Source organism: Streptomyces sp. NPDC102467 (assembly GCF_044765445.1).
Lineage (GTDB): Bacteria > Actinomycetota > Actinomycetes > Streptomycetales > Streptomycetaceae > Streptomyces.
In genome coordinates this window covers 423,233-442,110 of the sequence record NZ_JBIWKA010000003.1, presented here as the reverse complement: position 1 = coordinate 442,110, position 18,878 = coordinate 423,233, and the positions used below count along the sequence as shown (strand labels likewise).

General features: G+C 71.3%; 20 protein-coding genes. 7 read left to right on the top strand and 13 right to left on the bottom strand.

Features of this window, described 5'->3' with window-relative positions; all coding sequences use genetic code 11:
- Positions 1-17 precede the first annotated feature (17 nt).
- Both alr and ACIREE_RS08035 read right to left on the bottom strand, forming a co-directional pair.
- The gene (gene alr / locus ACIREE_RS08040) at positions 18-1,181 is read right to left on the bottom strand and encodes an alanine racemase (protein WP_404147894.1); all 1,164 of its coding nucleotides are present in this window, start codon (positions 1,179-1,181) and stop codon (positions 18-20) included.
- 51 nt (positions 1,182-1,232) lie between these two features.
- The gene (locus ACIREE_RS08035; protein ID WP_404147891.1) at positions 1,233-2,153 is read right to left on the bottom strand and encodes a L,D-transpeptidase family protein; all 921 of its coding nucleotides are present in this window, start codon (positions 2,151-2,153) and stop codon (positions 1,233-1,235) included.
- 152 nt (positions 2,154-2,305) lie between these two features.
- Here ACIREE_RS08035 and ACIREE_RS08030 point away from each other — a divergent pair, with 152 nt between their 5' ends.
- From ACIREE_RS08030 to ACIREE_RS08020, 3 genes are read left to right on the top strand one after another with little or no spacing between them, the layout of a single operon-like run.
- Positions 2,306-2,920 carry a TetR/AcrR family transcriptional regulator gene (locus ACIREE_RS08030; RefSeq protein WP_404148211.1) on the top strand — a complete coding sequence of 205 codons (615 nt, stop codon included), beginning with the start codon at positions 2,306-2,308 and terminating at the stop codon, positions 2,918-2,920.
- Positions 2,917-3,750 carry an alpha/beta fold hydrolase gene (locus tag ACIREE_RS08025; RefSeq protein ID WP_404147888.1) on the top strand — a complete coding sequence of 278 codons (834 nt, stop codon included), beginning with the start codon at positions 2,917-2,919 and terminating at the stop codon, positions 3,748-3,750. The genes ACIREE_RS08030 and ACIREE_RS08025 overlap by 4 nt, the downstream gene beginning before the upstream one ends.
- A gap of 1 nt (position 3,751) precedes the next feature.
- A complete protein-coding gene (locus ACIREE_RS08020) occupies positions 3,752-5,206 on the top strand; it encodes an NAD(P)H-hydrate dehydratase (protein ID WP_404147885.1) in 1,455 nt (484 codons plus the stop codon).
- 206 nt (positions 5,207-5,412) lie between these two features.
- Here ACIREE_RS08020 and ACIREE_RS08015 read toward each other — a convergent pair whose 3' ends face one another.
- From ACIREE_RS08015 to ACIREE_RS08005, 3 genes are all read right to left on the bottom strand, one after another.
- Positions 5,413-5,784 carry a holo-ACP synthase gene (locus tag ACIREE_RS08015; protein ID WP_404147883.1) on the bottom strand — a complete coding sequence of 124 codons (372 nt, stop codon included), beginning with the start codon at positions 5,782-5,784 and terminating at the stop codon, positions 5,413-5,415.
- 38 nt (positions 5,785-5,822) lie between these two features.
- Positions 5,823-7,397 (bottom strand): VCBS repeat-containing protein, encoded by a 1,575-nt coding sequence (locus tag ACIREE_RS08010; protein ID WP_404147880.1) that lies wholly within the window; start codon positions 7,395-7,397, stop codon positions 5,823-5,825.
- 82 nt (positions 7,398-7,479) lie between these two features.
- On the bottom strand, positions 7,480-7,887 hold the full coding sequence (locus ACIREE_RS08005) for an ATP-binding protein (RefSeq protein WP_404147877.1): 408 nt from the start codon (positions 7,885-7,887) through the stop codon (positions 7,480-7,482).
- Positions 7,888-8,110: 223 nt separating this feature from the next.
- Between ACIREE_RS08005 and ACIREE_RS08000 the strand changes: the two genes are divergently transcribed.
- Together ACIREE_RS08000 and ACIREE_RS07995 are read left to right on the top strand one after the other, a co-directional pair.
- Entirely contained in the window at positions 8,111-8,962 is an 852-nt protein-coding gene (locus ACIREE_RS08000) for a helix-turn-helix domain-containing protein (RefSeq protein ID WP_404147875.1), read from the top strand.
- 8 nt (positions 8,963-8,970) lie between these two features.
- Entirely contained in the window at positions 8,971-9,195 is a 225-nt protein-coding gene (locus ACIREE_RS07995) for a DUF397 domain-containing protein (protein ID WP_404147874.1), read from the top strand.
- Here the strand turns inward: ACIREE_RS07995 and glmS are convergent.
- Positions 9,156-11,003, bottom strand: coding sequence for a glutamine--fructose-6-phosphate transaminase (isomerizing) (gene glmS, locus ACIREE_RS07990; protein ID WP_404147871.1), 1,848 nt, complete (start codon positions 11,001-11,003; stop codon positions 9,156-9,158). The two genes, ACIREE_RS07995 and glmS, sit on opposite strands and share 40 nt — an antisense overlap.
- 10 nt (positions 11,004-11,013) lie before the next feature.
- Positions 11,014-11,274 (bottom strand): hypothetical protein, encoded by a 261-nt coding sequence (locus tag ACIREE_RS07985; RefSeq protein WP_404147868.1) that lies wholly within the window; start codon positions 11,272-11,274, stop codon positions 11,014-11,016.
- A 196-nt stretch (positions 11,275-11,470) separates the two neighbouring features.
- Between ACIREE_RS07985 and coaA the strand changes: the two genes are divergently transcribed.
- Positions 11,471-12,481: a type I pantothenate kinase gene (gene coaA / locus ACIREE_RS07980; RefSeq protein ID WP_404147865.1), complete on the top strand. Its 1,011-nt coding sequence runs from the start codon at positions 11,471-11,473 to the stop codon at positions 12,479-12,481.
- Positions 12,482-12,566: 85 nt separating this feature from the next.
- Here the strand turns inward: coaA and glmM are convergent, their stop codons facing one another.
- From glmM to rplM, 3 genes are all read right to left on the bottom strand, one after another.
- Positions 12,567-13,925: a phosphoglucosamine mutase gene (gene glmM / locus ACIREE_RS07975; RefSeq protein WP_404147863.1), complete on the bottom strand. Its 1,359-nt coding sequence runs from the start codon at positions 13,923-13,925 to the stop codon at positions 12,567-12,569.
- Positions 13,926-14,023: 98 nt separating this feature from the next.
- A complete protein-coding gene (gene rpsI, locus ACIREE_RS07970) occupies positions 14,024-14,542 on the bottom strand; it encodes a 30S ribosomal protein S9 (RefSeq protein WP_404147860.1) in 519 nt (172 codons plus the stop codon).
- A 44-nt stretch (positions 14,543-14,586) separates the two neighbouring features.
- A complete protein-coding gene (rplM, locus tag ACIREE_RS07965; RefSeq protein WP_404147858.1) occupies positions 14,587-15,030 on the bottom strand; it encodes a 50S ribosomal protein L13 in 444 nt (147 codons plus the stop codon).
- Positions 15,031-15,368: 338 nt separating this feature from the next.
- Here rplM and ACIREE_RS07960 point away from each other — a divergent pair, with 338 nt between their 5' ends.
- Positions 15,369-16,217 (top strand): hypothetical protein, encoded by an 849-nt coding sequence (locus tag ACIREE_RS07960; protein ID WP_404147855.1) that lies wholly within the window; start codon positions 15,369-15,371, stop codon positions 16,215-16,217.
- Here the strand turns inward: ACIREE_RS07960 and ACIREE_RS07955 are convergent.
- From ACIREE_RS07955 to ACIREE_RS07945, 3 genes are read right to left on the bottom strand one after another with little or no spacing between them, the layout of a single operon-like run.
- On the bottom strand, positions 16,168-16,743 hold the full coding sequence (locus ACIREE_RS07955; RefSeq protein ID WP_404147852.1) for a GtrA family protein: 576 nt from the start codon (positions 16,741-16,743) through the stop codon (positions 16,168-16,170). The genes ACIREE_RS07960 and ACIREE_RS07955 overlap by 50 nt on opposite strands.
- Positions 16,740-17,528, bottom strand: a complete 789-nt coding sequence (locus ACIREE_RS07950; RefSeq protein ID WP_404147850.1) for a polyprenol monophosphomannose synthase — start codon at positions 17,526-17,528, stop codon at positions 16,740-16,742. Before ACIREE_RS07950 ends, ACIREE_RS07955 begins: the two co-directional genes overlap by 4 nt.
- A complete protein-coding gene (locus tag ACIREE_RS07945; RefSeq protein ID WP_404147847.1) occupies positions 17,525-18,838 on the bottom strand; it encodes a UDP-glucose dehydrogenase family protein in 1,314 nt (437 codons plus the stop codon). Before ACIREE_RS07945 ends, ACIREE_RS07950 begins: the two co-directional genes overlap by 4 nt.
- Between the last annotated feature and the right edge of the window lie 40 nt (positions 18,839-18,878).

Below are 18,878 nucleotides of genomic sequence, written 5' to 3'. Positions count from 1 at the left end.
GTCGTCGTCCCAGAAGGTCAGAAGGTGCGGTTCTGCCCCGCGTCTACGTAGACGCGAGGTACCCGGGAACCGATCCGCGTGACGATCTCGTACGCGATGGTTCCCGACGCGGCCGCCCAGTCCTCGGCGGTCGGCTCCCCCGCGTCGCCCGGACCGAACAGCACCGCCTCGTCACCCGCGGCCGGCTCGTCCCCGCCGAGGTCGACGACGAACTGGTCCATCGCGATCCGCCCTGCGACCGTGCGCCGCTTGCCGCCGATCAGGAGCGGGCCCGTACCGGACGCGTGCCGCGGGATGCCGTCCCCGTAACCGAGCGGTACGAGGCCCAGCGTCGTCTCGCCGGGTGTGACGTAGTGATGCCCGTAACTGACGCCGAGCCCACCCGGCGCGTGCTTCACCAGCGCGAGACGCGCCTTGAGCGTCATCACGGGGCGCAGCCCGAAGTCGGCGGGCGTGCCGAGCGCCGGGCTCGGCGAGATCCCGTACATGGCGATACCGGGGCGGACCAGGTCGAAGTGGGTCTCGGGGAGGGTGAGCGTGCCCGGCGAATTCGCGATGTGCCGCACCTCCGGGGTGACGCCCTCCCCTTCCGCGTACGCGACCATCTCGCGGAAGCACTCCAGCTGGGGCGCGATGGAGGGGTGCCCCGGCTCGTCGGCGCAGGCGAAGTGCGACCACAGGCCGGTGACCGTGACGAGGCCCGCGGCCTGCGCCCGCAGGGCTTCGCGCACCAGCTCCGGCCAGTCGGCGGGCAGGCATCCGTTGCGCCCGAGTCCGGTGTCGGCCTTCAGCTGGATCCGGGCCGTGCGGCCCGATTCCCTTGCCGCTTCGGTGACTTCGCGCAGGGCCCACAGGCCGCTCACCGACATGTCCAGGTCGGCCTCGACGCCCTCGCGCCAGGGCCCGCCCGGCACCCACAGCCAGCACATGATGCGGCCGGGCAGGCCCGCCGCGCGCAGCTCCAGGGCCTCCTCCGCGGTGGCGGCACCGATCCACTCGGCACCCGCCTCCTTCGCGGCGCGGGCCACCGGGATCATGCCGTGCCCGTACGCGTCCGCCTTCACGACGGCCATGAACGCGGCCCCCGGCGCATGGGCGCGCAGGGACCGCACATTGGCCTTCAGGGCGCCCAGATCGATCTCGGCGCGGGCCCGGAGCGGGGCAGTCACGTTCTCGTTCATCGTGGGCCCAGTCTCTCAGAGCGGTCCGACAAGCCCTCGGGTACCGGGCTTTCAGGTACCCGGCTTGCGGCCCCACACGTAGACCCGGTCGTTCTTCTTCAGGACGCGCCACAGCTTCTTGGCGTCGGCGACCCGCATGTTCACGCAGCCGCGCGATCCCGGCGGGTTGTACACGCTGCCGTAGATGGCGTGGAAGGCCTGCCCGCCGCTGAAGAACTGGCTGTACGGCATGGGGGTGTTGTAGATCGACGACCAGTGGTTCTTGTGCTTCCAGTAGACCTTGTGCCAGCCCGCGCGGGTCGCGTATCCGGCCCGTCCGCTGCGGATCGGGACCGGCCTGAAGACGATCTTCTTGCCCTTGCTCACCCACATCAGCTGGCGTCGCAGGTCGACGCAGGCGACGCGGTACGCGCGCGTGGGGCACTTTTTCGCCTTGTTCGGGTTCTTGCGCGCGCTCAGCCACTGCATCCGGGACCAGGTGACGGGCCCCGCGTAGCCGATGGCCGGGCGGATGCCCTGCTTGGTCTGGAAGGCGCGGATGGCCCTGCAGTCGGCGGGCGACTGTTTGCCGTCGACCGTGCGCTTCAGCCAGCGCTCGACCCGCCGCTGGTACCTGCCGGTCTTCTTGGTGCAGGCGGCTGCGGCGGGCGCGCCGAGGCTGCCCGGCGCGGACTGCGCCTCGCTCGGCGGCACGTACTCGATGAGCGCGTCGGAGCCGGCCGGCGGCTCGTACGGCTCGATGGAGTCCTCCGCGGCGCCCGGTGCGTACACGCGGGGCGGGAGCGACTGGTCCGGGGTGTCCAGGGGCCGGCTGTCGTAGGGCGTGGTGGGGATGCCGGGAACGAGGGCGGCGGCCGGGCCGGGGGTGGCGGGCCTCGGCGGATCCGGGGCCCCGAACGCCGGCCCGGCGGGCAGGACGGCGGCGAGGGCGAGCAGCGCGGCGAGGGCGCCGCGCACGGGTGGGCTGGTCATGGGCCGAGGGAAGCGGGCCGGATGCCCGATCACCGGCTGCCGCGCGGCGGGTCCCCCGGAAATCCGTTGATCAGCCCAGCGGAACCTAGGTACCGTAAGGAAAAACCTAGGGCCCCTAGGTTATTGAGATGGGGAGTGGAGGCGCGCTCATGATGGCCAGGGCAGGCCTGACGAGGGAGCGGGTGGTGGCGGCCGCCGCCGATCTCGCGGACACCGTCGGCTTCGAGCACATCACCGTCGCGGCGCTCGCCCGCGGCTTCGGCGTGAAGGACGCGAGTCTGTACGCACACGTCAAGAACCTCTCCGACCTGCGTATCCGGGTCGCGATCCTGGCCGGGCTCGACCTCGCCGACCGGATCGCGGACGCGCTCGCGGGCCGGGCGGGCCGGGGCGCGCTCGTCGCCTTCGCGGACGCCTACCGCGATTTCGCCCTCGCCCACCCCGGCCGGTACGCGGCGACCCAGCAGCAGGAACTCGACCCGTCCGTCTACGACGACCATCCGGGCCTGCGCCGCAACCTCACCTGCGCGTACGCGCTGCTCCAGGGATACGACCTGGCCGAACCGGACCTGACCGACGCGGCCCGGCTGCTGCGCAGCACCTTTCACGGCTTCGTCAGCCTCGAACTCGCGGGCGGCTTCCGCCATCGGCGCGAAGCGGGCGCGAGCTGGGCCCGCGCGGTGCAGGCCCTGCACGTCGCCCTCACCAACTGGCCGCCGTCTGCCACCGACACTGCCACCAACAGGCCGGAAAGAGAACGCGGTTGATCACCGCCGACCGGCTTCGCGTGCCCGGCGCGACGCTCTACCACGAGACCCGGGGCGAAGGCCCGCCCCTCCTCCTGCTGCCCGGCGCGGGCGGCGACGCGGCCGTCCTCGACCCGGTAGCCGACGCCTTGGCCGACACCTTCACCGTGCTCACGCACGACCCGCGCGGGTACTCGCGCAGCACGCTTGACGGCCCTCCCGCCGAACAGCGGGTCGACGTCCACGCGGACGACGCCCTGCGCCTGCTCGACGCGGTCGCGCCCGGCGAACCCGCCTACGTGGCCGGCGCGTCCAGCGGCGCGATCGTCACCCTCGACCTGCTGGCCCGCCATCCGGAACGGCTGCGCGGGGCACTGGCGCACGAGCCGCCGTCGTGGAGCGTGCTGCCGGACGCGGCCGAGCAGCTGGCGTTCTTCCAGGAGGTGTACGACACCTTCATGGCCGAGGGGCTGGGAGCGGCGGGCGAGCGCTTCATGGCGGGAATCGGCCCGGTGCTGCTGCCGATGCCGCACGAGGACCCGCTTGCGGAGCGGACCCGGGCCATGCGGCAGCGGCTGTCGGCGAACGCACCCCTCGCGCTCCGCTACGAGCACCGCAGTTTCGCGGCGTACGTCCCTGATCTCGACGCCCTCGCGGCGGCCTCCACCAAGCTGACCCTGGCGGCGGGCACGGGCACGCGCGGCCATCTCCCGTACCGTCCGGCGGCGCTCCTCGCCGACCGTCTTGGCCTGCCCCTTGCGGAGTTCCCCGGCGCGCACAACGGCTGGTCCACGCATCCCGCCGAGACCGCCGAGCTGCTCCGCACCCACCTCCTGGGGGACACTCGATGACATGCGTACTGCCTACGACGTGGAGACGATCCGGGCCGCCGAACGCGCGCTGATGGCGCGGCTGCCCGACGGAGCGCTGATGCAGCGGGCGGCGGCCGGGCTCGCCGCCGCCTGCGCCGGCCTGCTCGGCAAGGTCTACGGGGCGCGGGTCGCCCTGCTGATCGGCTCCGGGGACAACGGCGGCGACGCCCTGTACGCGGGCGCCCGCCTGGCCCGGCGCGGCGCGGGCGTCACGGCGCTGACGCTGTCGCCGGAGCGGACGCACGCGGGGGGCCTCGCGGCGCTGCGCGCGGCGGGCGGCACGGTCCTCGACGCGGAGTCCGACGCCGCCGCGCAGGCCGTGGCCCGCGCCGACCTTGTCCTCGACGGCATCGTGGGCATCGGCGGCAAGGGCGGCCTGCGCCCGCGTGCGGCCCAACTGGCGTCTGTGGCAACGGAGTCGAGGGGCCTGGTCGTCGCCGTGGATCTGCCCAGCGGGGTGGACGCGGAGACCGGCGAGGTGCGCGGCGACGCGGTGCGGGCGGACGCGACGGTCACGTTCGGCGCGTACAAGCCGGGGCTGCTCGTCGACCCGGCGCACGAGTACGCGGGGGTGCTCCGGCTGGTCGACATCGGCCTGGACCTCTCCGCCTCCGCTACGGGCCTGGAGGCGCTGCAGCACGACGACGTGGCGGCGCTGCTGCCGAAGCCCACCGGCGAGAGCGACAAGTACCGGCGCGGTGTGGTCGGCGTCGTCGCGGGCTCGGAGCGGTACCCGGGCGCGGCGGTCCTGGCCACGGCCGGGGCGCTGCACGGCGGCGCGGGAGCGGTCCGCTACGTGGGCCCGGCCGCGGACTCGGTGCTGTCCCGCTTCCCGGAGACCCTGGTGTCGGCGGGCCCGCCGTCGAAGGCGGGCCGCGTACAGGCGTGGGTGATCGGGCCCGGCCTCGGCGACGACGCGGCGGGTCTGTCGGACGTCCTCGCGTCGGACGTCCCCGTACTGATCGACGCGGACGGGCTCCGGCTCGCCGACGTGGAAGCGGTGCGGGGCCGTTCGGCGCCCACGGTCCTGACCCCGCACGCCGGGGAGGCGGCGGCGCTCCTGGGCTGCGCCCGGGAGCGGGTCGAGGGTGAACGCCTCGCGTCCGTGCGGGAGTTGGCGGCACGGTACGGGGCAACGGTGCTGCTGAAAGGTTCGACGACGCTGGTCGCGTCGCCGGACGGGGACGGCGCCCCCTCCCCGGTCCGGGTGAACCCCACGGGTACGCCCTGGCTCGCCACGGCCGGCAGCGGCGACGTCCTGTCGGGCCTGACGGGTTCGCTCCTGGCGGCGGGACTCCGGCCGGTGGACGCGGCGTCGGTGGGCGCGTACGTCCATGGTCTGGCGGCACGCCATGCGGCGCAGGGCGCGCCCGTCTCGGCGCAGGATGTGGCGTCGGCGGTACGGATGGTGTGGCGGGACATCAGCGCCGCCTAGCTTCTGCCGAAAGCGGGTGCACGCCGGTGGGGGCTGAGCGCGCAGTTCCCCGCGCCCCTGAGATGCGCACTGCGTGCGCCATCTCAGAGGGCGCGTAACGCGCCCCATGGGGCTGCGGCGAAGCCGCATGCTCCAGGGGCGCGGGGAACTGCGCGAGAAGTCCCCACTCAGGCGCACCCGGCAACGCACAAGCCACCCCGACGGCGCTACCCCTCAGCCACCACCACAGCGGAAGCGACCCCCGCATCGTGGCTCAGCGACACATGGAACCCGGTCACACCCAACTCCGCGGCCCGCGCGGCCACCGACCCCGTCACCCGGAACCGCGGCTGCCCGCTCTCCTCGACATAGACCTCCGCGTCGAGCCACCGCAGCCCGGCCGGCGCGCCCAGCGACTTCGCGATCGCCTCCTTGGCCGCGAACCGCGCGGCCAGAGAAGCGATGCCGCGCCGCTCACCGCCGGGCAGCAGCAGTTCGTCCCGCAGAAACAACCGGTCGGCCATCCCGGGCGTACGCTCCAGCGACGCCGCGAACCGCTCGATCTCGGCCACGTCGATCCCGACCCCGATGATGCTCATGCGGGCACCCTACGGCCCGGCAAACCGTCGGAAAACACCTAGCGGGCGATCCCGCCGCCTCCCAAGTGGAGGCTCAGCTTCCCGGTGCGCTCGAAAGAGTCGCCGTACAGCCGGGTGACGCCGCCGGTCGACAGCCCGCGGCCCGTGCCGGGCAGCACCCACAAGGACCCGCCCACCTTCTCGTCGTCCGGCGCGGCCACCGTCAGGTCGGCCCGGTGGTCGCCGTCCATGTCGACGAGGCGCACCGTTTCACCGAACGCGGTTCGCGCGCTCTTGCTGCCGCCGATGTCGCCCGCATCGACGACTTGGGCTCCTTCACCGGTCAGGCCGCCTGGACCGCCCAGCAGGAGCAGTACCTGTTCGGGGCCGGTCTTCGCGTACGCCTTGCTGCGGGGGGAGCCGGCCACCACGTCCGCGTAGCCGTCACCGTTGACGTCACCGGTGTCCAGGGAGGTCAAGGCGGCGTCCTCGTCCTGAGGTTCCTCGCCGGGTACGCCCGGGGCGTCGCGGTCGATGGTCGCCGACCGCTTTCCCTCCCCCGGTCCGGCCTTCGAGCCGTACACGACGCTCACCGCGCTGTGGCTCACCTTTCCGCGCCGGGGACTGAGCACGAGGTCCGCGAGGCCGTCGCCGTCCACGTCGCCGACCGCACCTGCCGCCGCGTCGGGGAGGTCGATGTCATCCGGCTGGACGAGGCCGCCACGGCGGGCATGGAAGTAACTGAGCGGCCGGCGTTCCTCGTACGTGGCTGTGCCGAGGGGCTCGTCGTGGTGGAAGGCGATCAGCTCGTCGGCGCCGTCGCCGTCCAGGTCCCCGGCGACGAGGTCCTCATAGGTCGCGCTGCTGACGACCCCGGCGGGCTTGCGCGGTGCGGACACCGGACCGGTGCCCGCGGGGGCGCCGTCGCGGGTGAAGGGACCCTTGAGCAGGCCCTTGTCGGAACCGAGCCCGAAGACCAGGTCCGCATGCCCGTCCCCGTCGAAGTCACCGGCGACGAGTCGCTCTTCCAGGATCGGGTCCGGCACCCAGGAGACATGGCTGCCGTCCGTGCCCGGCACCCGGGCGGCGCTCTTCAGCCCGTCCGGGGACCCCCACATGATGATCACGCTCGGTTCGTCGTCGTAGACGGCGGTGGCGAGGTCGGTGTACCCGTCCCCGTCGAAATCGCGTGCAGCCGTCCAGGACCCGAAGAACGCCTCGTAGTTGGCCTCTCCCGGTATCGCGGCGTCGTTCTGCGTCAGGTACTGGCAGCGGGCGAGCCCGGTACCGTCGCCCGATCCGTACGCCACCGCGATGCTGCCACCGGCGCTGGCCTTCTCCACGTCGCCCAGTGCTCCCGTGGCCAGGTCGGGGTGACCGTCACCGTCGAAGTCAGCGGCGGGCACGGTCCCGGCCGGTGCCTTGGCGCCTTTCGCCGGGGCACCGGAGGGCGCGGTGCCGTGGGCCGCGGTGTGGCAGGTACGGGGTGCGGCGATGCCGGGGGTCCCGGACCGGGCCAGAACCACGCCGACCGCGACGGCGACCGCGACAACGGCCGCGCCGCCCACGATCACCCACCGGCGTGTGCCGCCGCGTTTCCGCTCCGCCCCCTGCTCATCATTTTCGACGTCCATGTGATCAAGCACGTCCCGACGGTGACCAGCGGTTCCGGGCGCCCGGTTGCGAATGGATCACCGCCCTGACGTGCCAGTACACCTAGGCCGCCGCCAGCTCACACCACACGTACTTGCCCCGGTTCTCCCCCGCGCCCAGCGGATGCCACCCCCACCCGTCGGCACACGCCCGCACCAGCACCAGACCCCGCCCCTCCTCCGCCCCGGCGTCCCACTCCCCCGCGTCGGGCGGGTCGGGCGGCTCCGGGTCCGTGTCCCAGGCGCCGATGCGCAGCACCCCGACCGCCCACCGCACCCGCAACGCGGCCGGGCCCTTCGTATGCCGTACGGCGTTGCTCACCAGCTCCGCGGCCAGTAGCTCCGCGACGTCGACCAGGCGGATCAGGCCGTGCATGGTCAGGATCAGGCGCAGGGTGCGACGGCTGACCGTCACCGCGCGAAGGTCGTTCGGGATGTACAGGGAGTACTCCCAGGATTCGCTTTCAGGCATGCGTCAACTCCGTTCGGTGCAGGGGGAGTTATCGGTTCCCGGGCGGTGGCATGCCGCGCCGCCGTGGCACGGCGGAGCAGTGCGCTTCCGGTACCCCGGGGAACGCGCAGAGTGTTTCTTGCGTCACTCAACGTAGACCTGGATTTACAGGTTGAGCAAGCCGATCGCGTAACCTGCCCCCGAACGGGCTGTGCGCTACGCGCCCTACAGCGAGGAGAAGTTGATGGCACTGAGGCGTGACCCGACAGCGCGCCAGAAGCGCCTGGGGGCCGAACTTCGCAGGCTCCGCGAAGCCGCGGGCCTCCTGGGTCGCGAGGCGGCGGAACTCCTGGGAGTCAGCTCCAGCCAGATCAACCAGATCGAGTCCGGCCTCGCAGGCACCAGCGAGCAGCGCCTGCGCCGCATGGCTGTCAACTACTCCTGCACCGACAGCGAGTTGATCGATGCCCTCGTCGCCATGGCGACGGACCGCACCCGGGGGTGGTGGGAGGAGTACCGGTGGCAGCTGCCCACGTCATTCCTGGACATCGCGGAACTGGAACACCACTCGACGTACCGGCAGGACGTCGAGCTGCTGTTCATCCCGGGCCTGCTCCAGACGGAGGGGTACGCCCGCGCCGCCTTCTCCTCACGGGTACCCGAACTCCCTTCTGAGGAAGTCGAGTTGCGGGTCCGCCATCGAATGCGACGCAAAGCCATCATCGAGGGGCAGGACCCTGCCCCGTACGTGGCCATAATCCACGAGGCGGCGCTCCGCATCCGAGTCGGCGACCGTGCCCTCGCACGCGCCCAGCTCGCCCACCTCCTGGAGCTCTCCGAGGCGGAACACATCACCGTCCGCATCGTGCCGTTCGACCTGGACGGCTTCGGCGCGACATGGAGCCCCATGATGCTGGCGGGCGGCGCTCGTCCACGGCTCGACACGGCCGTTCGTGACGCACCCCATGGCACCGCCTTCGTGGATTCCGAGGCCCAACTGGCCGTGTTTCGAACGCTCTTCCGTAAGGTGGAGACGGCGTCGTGGGACGCCATGCGTTCCCGTGACGTCATCCACAAGCTGTCCAAGGAGCTGTGAGGTCTGCCGTGACCACTTCCCCCCTCTGGCGAAAGTCGTCCTACTCCGGCGGCGGCGACGGCAACAACTGCGTGGAGATCGCCGCCCTCCCCACTCACATAGGTATCCGCGACTCAAAAACCCCGGCCCGCGCCACCCTCACCGTCGCCCCGACCGCCTTCACCCCGTTCCTGGACGGGCTGAAGACGGCAGGTCACTCCACGGTCACCGACTTCGCCAGGTTCCGCGGCTGATCCACCTCGTTGCCCCGCGCAGTGGCCAGCTCGCAGGCGAAGACCTGCAGCGGCACCGTAGCGACCAGCGGCTGCAGCAGCGTGGGCGTGGCCGGTACCAGGACCAGGTGATCGGCGTAGGGGGCCACGGCCTCGTCGCCCTCCTCGGCGATCACGATGGTCAGAGCCCCGCGCGCCCGGATCTCCTGGATGTTGGAGACCATCTTGTCGTGCAGGACGGACCGGCCTCGCGGCGACGGAACGACGACGACCACCGGCACGCCCTCCTCGATCAGCGCGATCGGCCCGTGCTTCAACTCACCGGCGGCGAAGCCCTCGGCGTGCATGTACGCCAGTTCCTTGAGCTTCAGGGCGCCCTCAAGAGCGACCGGGTAGCCGACGTGCCGGCCCAGGAACAGCACGGTGTCGTGCTCGGCCAGCGAACGGGCCAGCTCGCGCACCGGCTCCATCGTCTCCAGGACCCGTTCGACCTCCTCGCCGATCCGCGCGAGGTCCCGTACGACCGGGAGGATCTCGTCGGCCCACTTGGTGCCGCGCACCTGCCCCAGGTACAGCGCCACGAGATAGCAGGCGACGAGCTGTGTCAGGAACGCCTTGGTCGAGGCGACCGCGACCTCCGGGCCCGCGTGCGTGTACAGCACCGCGTCGGACTCGCGCGGGATCGTCGAACCGTTCGTGTTGCAGATCGCGAGGACGGTGGCGCCCTGCTCGCGCGCGTGCCGCAGCGCCATCAGGGTGTCCATGGTCTCGCCGGACTGCGAGATCGCGATCACCAGTGAGCGGGCGTCCAGGATCGGGTCCCGGTAGCGGAACTCGCTCGCCAGCTCCACCTCGCAGGGAATCCGCGTCCAGTGCTCGATGGCGTACTTGGCGATCAGGCCCGCGTGGAACGCCGTGCCGCACGCCACGATGACGACCTTGTCGACCATTTTCAGGACCTGCGGGGGGATCCGCAGCTCGTCCAGGGTCAGCTGGCCCCCGGCGCCGATCCGGCCGAGCAGCGTGTCCGCGACGGCCTTCGGCTGCTCGGCGATCTCCTTGAGCATGAAGTAGTCGTAGCCGCCCTTCTCTGCGGCGGAGGCGTCCCAGTCGACGTGGTAGCGGCGCACCTCGGCGGGCCGCCCCTCGAAGTCGGTCACCGTCACCGCGTCCCTGCGCACCTCGACGACCTGGTCCTGGCCGAGTTCGATGGCGGAGCGGGTGTGCGCGATGAAGGCCGCGACGTCCGACGCCAGGAACGCCTCGTCCTCGCCCACGCCCACCACGAGCGGCGAGTTCCGGCGCGCCCCCACGACCACGTCCGGGGCGTCCGCGTGCGCCGCGACCAGCGTGAACGCGCCGTCGAGCCGACGGCACACCAGGCGCATCGACGCGGCGAGGTCCCCGCAGGCCGAGAACTCCTCGGCGAGCAGGTGCGCCACCACCTCGGTGTCCGTCTCCGAGGCGAGCTGGTGCCCGCGTTCGGCGAGCTCCGCGCGGAGTGCGGCGAAGTTCTCGATGATCCCGTTGTGGACGACGGCGACCCGGCCCGCGTTGTCCAGGTGCGGGTGCGCGTTGGCGTCCGTGGGGCCGCCGTGGGTGGCCCAGCGGGTGTGTCCGATGCCTGCGGTGCCGGCCGGCAGCGGCCGGTCCACCAGCTCCTTCTCCAGGTTGGCGAGCTTGCCGGCCTTCTTCGCCGCGGACAGGACCCCGTCCGCGAGTACGGCCACGCCCGCCGAGTCGTAGCCCCGGTACTCCAGCCGTTTCAGCCCGGCCAGCACGACGTCACGGGCCGGCTGCGAACCTACATATCCCACGATTCCACACATGGGCCGCAGCCTAGGACCGGTCTTCGCGCCCCCACAGGAGCCGGTCCCGCGCGTCCTGCACCAGGCCCAGGTACTCGACTTCCTCGCAGCGCGGCTTGCTGCCCATCTCGTAGAAGTCGAGGCAGTCGTCGAGGTCCTCGCCGATGTCCTCGTCGGGCAGTTCGAGGGCCAGCTCGCTGCGGACGTGTCCGGCCCACTCCTCACCGGCCTCGTCGGCCTGTGCCGCGCCGGTCAGCCGCCGCACGAAGCCGGGCAAGCGGAGTACGGACATGACGATTTCCCTCCCGGTCCCTCCCGCCCCGCGGAGACAGCTCTGTCCCACGACGGTCAGGGGAACGTACCGGCCATCTCCACCTCGGGTCCATACCTGTGCACAAGCTGTGACGATCGGTGGCAGGCGGCGCGTCCCCTGTGCCGCGTGACGCACCCCACCCCCCGCGCTGTCCATACAGCCGTAACAATGGACTGTGATCTCTCCGGTCTCCGAGCCCCTGCACTCGACCTCCCGGGGCGCCCACCGGCACAAGCCGGAGGCGACTCCCTACGTCGACCTCACCCGAACCGAGTGGAGTGCCCTGCGTGACAAGACGCCCCTGCCGCTGACCGCCGACGAGGTGGAGCGGCTGCGCGGTCTCGGCGACGTGATCGACCTCGACGAGGTCCGCGACATCTACCTGCCGCTCTCCCGCCTCCTGAACCTGTACGTCGGCGCCACCGACGGCCTGCGCAGCGCCGTGAACACCTTCCTCGGCGACACCGGCCAGAAGGCGTCCCAGGCCGGCACGCCCTTCGTCATAGGGGTCGCGGGTTCGGTGGCGGTCGGCAAGTCGACGGTCGCCCGCCTCCTCCAGGCCCTGCTCTCGCGCTGGCCCGAGCACCCGCGCGTACAGCGCGTCACCACCGACGGCTTCCTGCTGCCCACCAAGGAGCTGCAGGCCCGTGGGCTGATGGCGCGCAAGGGCTTCCCCGAGTCGTACGACCGGCGCGCCCTGACCCGGTTCGTCGCCGACATCAAGGCCGGCAAGGACGAGGTGACGGCCCCCGTCTACTCGCACCTGATCTACGACATCGTCCCGGACCAGAAGCTCACGGTCCGCCGCCCCGACATCCTCATCGTCGAGGGCATCAACGTGCTGCAGCCCGCCCTGCCCGGCAAGGACGGCCGCACCCGCGTCGGCCTCGCCGACTACTTCGACTTCAGCGTGTACGTGGACGCGCGCGCCGAGGACATCGAGCGCTGGTACCTCAACCGCTTCCGCAAGCTGCGCGCGACCGCGTTCCAGGACCCGTCGTCGTACTTCCGCAAGTACACGCAGGTCTCGGAGGAGGAGGCTCTGGAGTACGCGCGCACGACCTGGCGCACCGTCAACCAGGTCAACCTCCTGGAGAACGTGGCCCCCACGCGGGCCCGCGCCGGCCTCGTCATCCGCAAGGGCGCCGACCACAAGGTGCAGCGGCTGCGACTGCGCAAGCTCTGACCCCCTGTGCACACGCGCGCGGCCCCGCCCGGAAGTACTCCGGGCGGGGCCGCGCGCACGTACGGCGAAGTGCCGTGGAAGTGCCTTATCCGAGCGCCGACTTCACGACGTCGGCCAGGCGTCCCGCCACGGCTCGCGCCTGCTCGATGTCGGCGGCCTCGACCATCACGCGCACCAGCGGCTCGGTGCCGGAGGAGCGCAGCAGCACCCGCCCGGTGGCGCCCAGTTCACGCTCGGCGTCGGCCACGGCCGTGGTCAGCTCCTCGGAGGTGGTCACCCGGGACTTGTCCACGTCCGGCACGTTGATGAGCACCTGCGGGAGGCGCTCCATGACGGACGCGAGGTCCTTTAGGCTCCGGCCCGTCTGCGCGACGCGCGCCGCGAGCAGCAGCCCGGTCAGCGTGCCGTCGCCGGTCGTCGCGTGGTCGAGCACGATGACGTGCCCGGACTGCTCGCCGCCCAGCGCGTACCCGTGGCTCTTCATGGACTCCAGGACGTACCGGTCGCCGACCGCGGTCTGCACGAAGGTGATGCCCTCGCGCTCCATGGCCAGCTTGAAGCCCAGGTTCGACATGACGGTCGCGACGACGGTGTCGTCGCGCAGGACGCCCCGCTCGCGCATGGCGAGGGCGATGACGGCCATGATCTGGTCGCCGTCGACCTCGGAGCCCGTGTGGTCCACGGCCAGGCACCGGTCGGCGTCGCCGTCGTGCGCGATGCCGAAGTCGGCCTTGTGCTCGACGACGGCGGCCTTCAGCAGGTCGAGGTGGGTCGAGCCGCAGCCGTCGTTGATGTTGAGCCCGTCCGGCTCGGCGCCGATCGTGACGACGTCGGCACCGGCGCGCTTGAACGCCTCGGGCGACACATGGAACGCGGCGCCGTGCGCCTCGTCCAGGACGATCTTCAGGCCGTCGAGCCGGTTCGGCAGCACACCCACCAGGTGGGCGACGTACTGGTCGAGCCCCTGGTCGTACGCCTTCACCCGGCCGACGCCTGAACCGGTCGGGCGGTCCCAGGGAGCGCCGGTGCTGTGCTGCTCGTAGACGTCCTCGATGCGGTCCTCCAGGGCGTCGTCCAGCTTGTGGCCGCCGCGCGCGAGGAACTTGATGCCGTTGTCCGGCATCGCGTTGTGGCTCGCGGAAAGCACCACGCCGAGGTCGGCCCCCAGCGCACCGGTGAGATACGCCACCGCCGGGGTGGGCAGCACACCGACGCGCAGTACATCGACACCGGCACTCGCAAGTCCCGCGACGACCGCGGCCTCCAGGAACTCGCCCGAGGCCCGCGGGTCACGGCCGACGACCGCGACCGGGCGGTGCCCCGCGAAGGTGCCCGCCTCACCGAGTACATGCGCCGCGGCGACGGAGAGTCCGAGCGCCAGCTCGGCCGTCAGATCCGCGTTGGCCACACCGCGCACGCCGTCGGTGCCGAAGAGTCGTCCCACTTGATGTCCTCCGAAACTTCACGTCATCCATAAGCCGAACGCCCCGGCGGCACGGAACGTGCCGCCGGGGCGAACAGGAAAAGACAAGCAGGCAGCGATTAGCGCTTGCTGTACTGCGGGGCCTTACGGGCCTTCTTGAGACCGGCCTTCTTGCGCTCGACCGCACGGTCGTCACGCTTGAGGTAACCGGCCTTCTTGAGCGCCGGGCGGTTGTTGTCCACGTCGGCCTCGTTCAGCGCGCGGGCCACGCCGAGGCGCAGGGCACCGGCCTGACCGGAGACGCCGCCACCCGAGATGCGGGCGATGACGTCGTAGCGGCCGTCGAGCTCGAGCACCTTGAAGGGCTCGTTGACTTCCTGCTGGTGGACCTTGTTCGGGAAGTAGTCCTCGAGCGTGCGCCCGTTGACCTTCCACTTGCCGGTGCCGGGCACGATGCGAACGCGCGCGATGGCGTTCTTGCGGCGGCCCAGGCCGGCGGCCGGCTGCGGGTCACCGAAGCGGGCCGGGTTGGACTCCGAGGTGTACTCGCCCTCGACAGGCGCGTCCGACTCGGTGGTGTAGCTCTCGACGTCGACGATCTCTTCTTCGACCGGCGTCTCGGCGGTGGTCTCGGCCACGATGCTCCTCAGATTCTTTTCTGTCTTTGGGGGTGTGGCCGGAACTACTGCGCGACCTGGGTGATCTCGAACGGCACCGGCTGCTGGGCAGCGTGCGGGTGCTGGTCGCCCGAGTAGATCTTCAGCTTCGAGAGCACCTGACGGCCCAGGGTGTTCTTGGGGATCATGCCCTTGATGGCCTTCTCGACGGCCTTCTCGGGGTTCTTCGCAAGAAGCTCGTCGTAACGGACGGAACGCAGACCACCCGGGTAACCGGAGTGGCGGTACGCCATCTTCTGCGTCTTCTTGTTGCCGGACAGGTGCACCTTGTCCGCGTTGATGATGACGACGAAGTCGCCCATGTCCATGTGCGGGGCATAGGTCGGCTTGTGCTTGCCGCGGAGGAGGATCGCGGCAGTGGAGGCCAGACGGCCCAGGACGATGTCCTGCGCGTCGATGACGTGCCACTGGCGAGACACGTCGCCGGGCTTAGGGCTGTACGTACGCACTTAGTAGCCTTCGCTTCTTCAGTGGATGGTTCCTGACACTTGGCATCACTGAAGCGATCGTGCAGCTGGGGACGACAGTGCCGGGAACGCTGCCCGTATGCCGCCCACTGGTAACTGCTCCAGGGAACCGGTGTAAGAGCTCCTCACGTGAGAATGAGTAAGCCGATACACATAACGACTAGGCAGAATACCCGTGGCGCCCCGGATGGGTCAAAACGCTGTCCGACCACGGCTCCGGGACCAGGGTCCGCCCGGTCCCCTCCAGCCTAACGGCCCAGTCGGACCCGACCGCATCAGGCGTATCCCTGGCCCCATCCGAGCCGTCTAAGATGCGCCCCATGAGTTACGGGCAGGGGGGACCCCCGTGGGGGTCCGGTGACAGCGGGGGCGCCCCGGACTGGGCGGCGCTGGCCGAGGCATCGGAGACACGCGCGCGCAAGAAGCGCTGGATGATGATCGGCGGGGCCGTCGTCGCCACGCTGGCGGTCGGCTCGGTCGTCGCCTGGGGCATCGTCTCCGCGAACAGCGACAGTGAGGCCGGGAACAAACCCGCCGACCAGCTGCCGAGCACCGCGGACATCCCCAGCGCGGGAAAGACGCCGGGCCCCTCCTTCGCGGAGACGACACCGCCGCCGCCGCTGAATCCGAACGACTTCATCGACAGCGCGGCCAAGGACAAGGCGCCGCTGAGCGCGGACGCCCTGTACCCCGGCAAGACGATCACCGTCGGCGGCCACGTCTACACGAAGGGCGCCACGGCGCGTACGACGGACTGTGCCTCCGTGGGCACCAAGGGCCTGCCCGGCGTCCTGAAGAAGAACGGCTGCACGCAGGTCATCCGCGCCACCTACTACAAGGGCGACGCGGCGGTCACCATCGGCGTCGCGGTGTTCGACACCAAGGCCGCGGCGACCCGGGCCAAGGAGCAGTACGACCTCGACGGCGTGGTCATCTCGCTGCCCGGCTCCGGCGCCCCCACGTTCTGCCGCACCACGGTCTGCCGCCAGACCGCGAACTCCGTGGGCCGCTACGCGTACTTCACCAACGGCGGCCTCACCAACGGCAAGGACGCCACCAAGAAGGACACCGCGGTGTACACCCTGGGCAACGACCTCCAGGAGTTCACGTTCCAGCAGATCAAACGCCGCGGCGAGACGCAGGCCTCGGCGGCGGCCCTGGCGGGCTGACCGCGCGCAGCGTCAGCGTCTCCTCGACCGACTCGACGAAGCCGGCCGTGTCGAAGCCGTGGTGCGCCACCGGAACCCGCGGTGCGCTCTTGAACACCCAGGTGCGGTACGACCAGAACCGGAACAGCGTCGCGACGCCGATGCCGGTGAACTTGAAGAAGTTGCTCCACAGGGCGTCGTGCAGGCCCAGGCCGTACGTCGCCCCGAAGAGCACCCCGTTCTCGATCAGCAGCCCGACGGCGCTGAAGAAGGCGAACAGCGCCATCTCGCGCCGCCGGCTGACGGCCGATTCCCGGTCCCGGTAGGTGAAGTACCGAAAGCCCACGTAATTGCCGACGATCGCGACCGCGGTGGCGGCGACACTGGCACGCACCGTCGGCAGAGTCGTGGCCCAGCGCAGCAGATTGAACGCCGCGAGGTTCACGACGATGCCGAGCAGGCCGACCGCACCGAATTTGGCGATCTCGGCGTACAGCCTGCTCAGCGCGCTCGGAGCGCCCCCGTGCCGCCCGGTCACCCGGGTCACGCCCCGCGGTAACGGCGGCGCAGCCGCAGCGGGATCATGGCCGACTCGATCTGCGTACCGAGGCTCATCTTCGATTCACCCTCGGTCCGCTCCTCGAACCGGATCGGGATCTCTACGACCTCGCACCCGCCGCGCACCGCCTTGTACTTGAGCTCCACCTGGAAGCTGTAGCCCGCGCTGTCCAGGGACCGCACATCGACGGCGGCGAGCACGTCCGCGCGCCACATCGTGAACCCCGCGGTGATGTCGGAGATCTGCCGCGTCCCGAGCACGGTCCGCGCGTATCCGTTGGCGAACCGCGACAGGGCCTTGCGGTGCCAGCCCCACTCCTCGTCGAGCGAGCCGCCCTCGACGTACCGGCTGCCGACGACGAGCCCCGCGTCCGAGTCGAGCGCCGCCGCGAGCATCCTGGGCAGCGCCTCCGCCGGGTGCGAGCCGTCGGCGTCCATCTGCACCACGTACCGCGCGCCCTCGGCCAGCGCCGCACTCATCCCGGCCGCGTACGCCCGCCCGAGCCCGTCCTTCTCCACCCGGTGCAGCACACTCATCCGGGGCTCCCCCGCGGGCGGGTCCGCGTTGTACTTCTCGGCGAGCTCCTCGGCGATCCGGCCGGTCCCGTCGGGGCTGGAGTCATCCACGATCTTCAGATGCAGCCCCGGAACGGGCTGCCCGAGGACCAGCTCGGCGATGCGCGGCAGGTTCGCCGCTTCGTTGTAGGTGGGCATCACCACGGTGACACCGCTGCCGGGTCTCCCCTGACCTCTGCCGCCCATGTCGTACGTCATCTCTTCCCCTCCCCACCGGGCGGCCTCCCCAGCCCCCGGAAATCCCAGCCCGACGCGGCCCATGCGGCCGGATCGAGCGCCCCTCGCCCGTCCACGATGCGTGGCCGGGACACCCAGTGCCGGACCTGCGCCGGATCCAGGGCCCGGAACTCGGCCCACTCCGTCAGGTGCAGCACGACATCGGCGCGGTGCAGCGCCTCCCGCGCCGACAGCGCGTACCCGAGCAGTGGGAACGCCTTGCGGGCGTTGTCCATCGCCTCCGGGTCGTAGACCGTGACGTCCGCGCCGTCCAGCTGCAGGCGCGCGGCCACATTCAGCGCGGGCGAGTCACGAATGTCGTCCGAATCCGGCTTGAACGCGGCCCCGAGCACGGCGATCCGCGCGCCCATGACCGATCTTCCGGGGCCGCCGCACAGCTCACGGGCGAGTTCCACGACCCGCTCACGACGTCGCATGTTGATCGCGTCGACCTCGCGCAGGAAGGCGAGCGGCGCGCCCAGCTCCTCGGCGCGGTGGGCGAAGGCGCGAATGTCCTTGGGCAGGCAACCGCCGCCGAAGCCGACGCCCGCCCGCAAGAACTTCGGCCCGATCCGGTCGTCGTGCCCGATCGCCTCGGCGAGCACCGAGACATCGCCGCCGGCCACCTCGCACACCTCCGCCATCGCGTTGATGAAGGAGATCTTGGTGGCGAGGAAGGCGTTGGCGGCGGTCTTCACCAGCTCCGCCGTCGGAAAGTCGGCGGTCACGAGCGGCGTGCCGGCCCCGAGCACGGGCGCGTACACCTCGCGCAGCAGCTCCTCGGCCCGCGCCGACTCCACCCCGAACACCAGCCGGTCCGGCCGCAGGGTGTCCTGCACGGCGAACCCCTCGCGCAAGAACTCCGGGTTCCACGCCACGTCCACCGGGTGGGCGTCCGCGAGCCGCCGCGCGGTACCCACCGGCACCGTCGACTTGCCGACCAGGAGCGCGCCGGGCTCCGCGTGCCGGGCGATGGCGGCGAACGCCGCGTCCACGTAGCGCAGGTCGGCGGCGTCGGAGCGGCGGCTCTGCGGTGTGCCGACGCACACGAAGTGCACCTCGCCGAAAGCGCCCGCCTCCTCGTAGGAGGTCGTGAAGCGCAGTCGCCCCGAGTCCAGATGCCGCCGCAACAACTCCCCGAGCCCCGGCTCATGGAACGGCACCCGCCCCGCCCCCAGCGCGGCGATCTTGTCGGCGTCCACATCGACCCCGATCACCTCGTGACCGAGCTCCGCCATGCAGGCGGCGTGGGTGGCACCGAGGTAGCCGGTGCCGATGACTGTGAGCCGCATGAGGACGGCCTTTCCTACGGAGACGGTGATGAGGACGAGG

What these genes read in the sequence shown, in the direction of transcription:
- alr (WP_404147894.1), bottom strand. Translation starts at nt 1,181, where the DNA reads ATGAACGAGAACGTGACTGCCCCGCTCCGGGCCCGCGCCGAGATCGAT.
- ACIREE_RS08035 (WP_404147891.1), bottom strand. Translation starts at nt 2,153, where the DNA reads ATGACCAGCCCACCCGTGCGCGGCGCCCTCGCCGCGCTGCTCGCCCTC.
- ACIREE_RS08030 (WP_404148211.1), top strand. Translation starts at nt 2,306, where the DNA reads ATGGCCAGGGCAGGCCTGACGAGGGAGCGGGTGGTGGCGGCCGCCGCC.
- ACIREE_RS08020 (WP_404147885.1), top strand. Translation starts at nt 3,752, where the DNA reads ATGCGTACTGCCTACGACGTGGAGACGATCCGGGCCGCCGAACGCGCG.
- ACIREE_RS08015 (WP_404147883.1), bottom strand. Translation starts at nt 5,784, where the DNA reads ATGAGCATCATCGGGGTCGGGATCGACGTGGCCGAGATCGAGCGGTTC.
- ACIREE_RS08010 (WP_404147880.1), bottom strand. Translation starts at nt 7,397, where the DNA reads ATGGACGTCGAAAATGATGAGCAGGGGGCGGAGCGGAAACGCGGCGGC.
- ACIREE_RS08005 (WP_404147877.1), bottom strand. Translation starts at nt 7,887, where the DNA reads ATGCCTGAAAGCGAATCCTGGGAGTACTCCCTGTACATCCCGAACGAC.
- ACIREE_RS08000 (WP_404147875.1), top strand. Translation starts at nt 8,111, where the DNA reads ATGGCACTGAGGCGTGACCCGACAGCGCGCCAGAAGCGCCTGGGGGCC.
- glmS (WP_404147871.1), bottom strand. Translation starts at nt 11,003, where the DNA reads ATGTGTGGAATCGTGGGATATGTAGGTTCGCAGCCGGCCCGTGACGTC.
- ACIREE_RS07985 (WP_404147868.1), bottom strand. Translation starts at nt 11,274, where the DNA reads ATGTCCGTACTCCGCTTGCCCGGCTTCGTGCGGCGGCTGACCGGCGCG.
- ACIREE_RS07960 (WP_404147855.1), top strand. Translation starts at nt 15,369, where the DNA reads ATGAGTTACGGGCAGGGGGGACCCCCGTGGGGGTCCGGTGACAGCGGG.
- ACIREE_RS07950 (WP_404147850.1), bottom strand. Translation starts at nt 17,528, where the DNA reads ATGACGTACGACATGGGCGGCAGAGGTCAGGGGAGACCCGGCAGCGGT.
- ACIREE_RS07945 (WP_404147847.1), bottom strand. Translation starts at nt 18,838, where the DNA reads ATGCGGCTCACAGTCATCGGCACCGGCTACCTCGGTGCCACCCACGCC.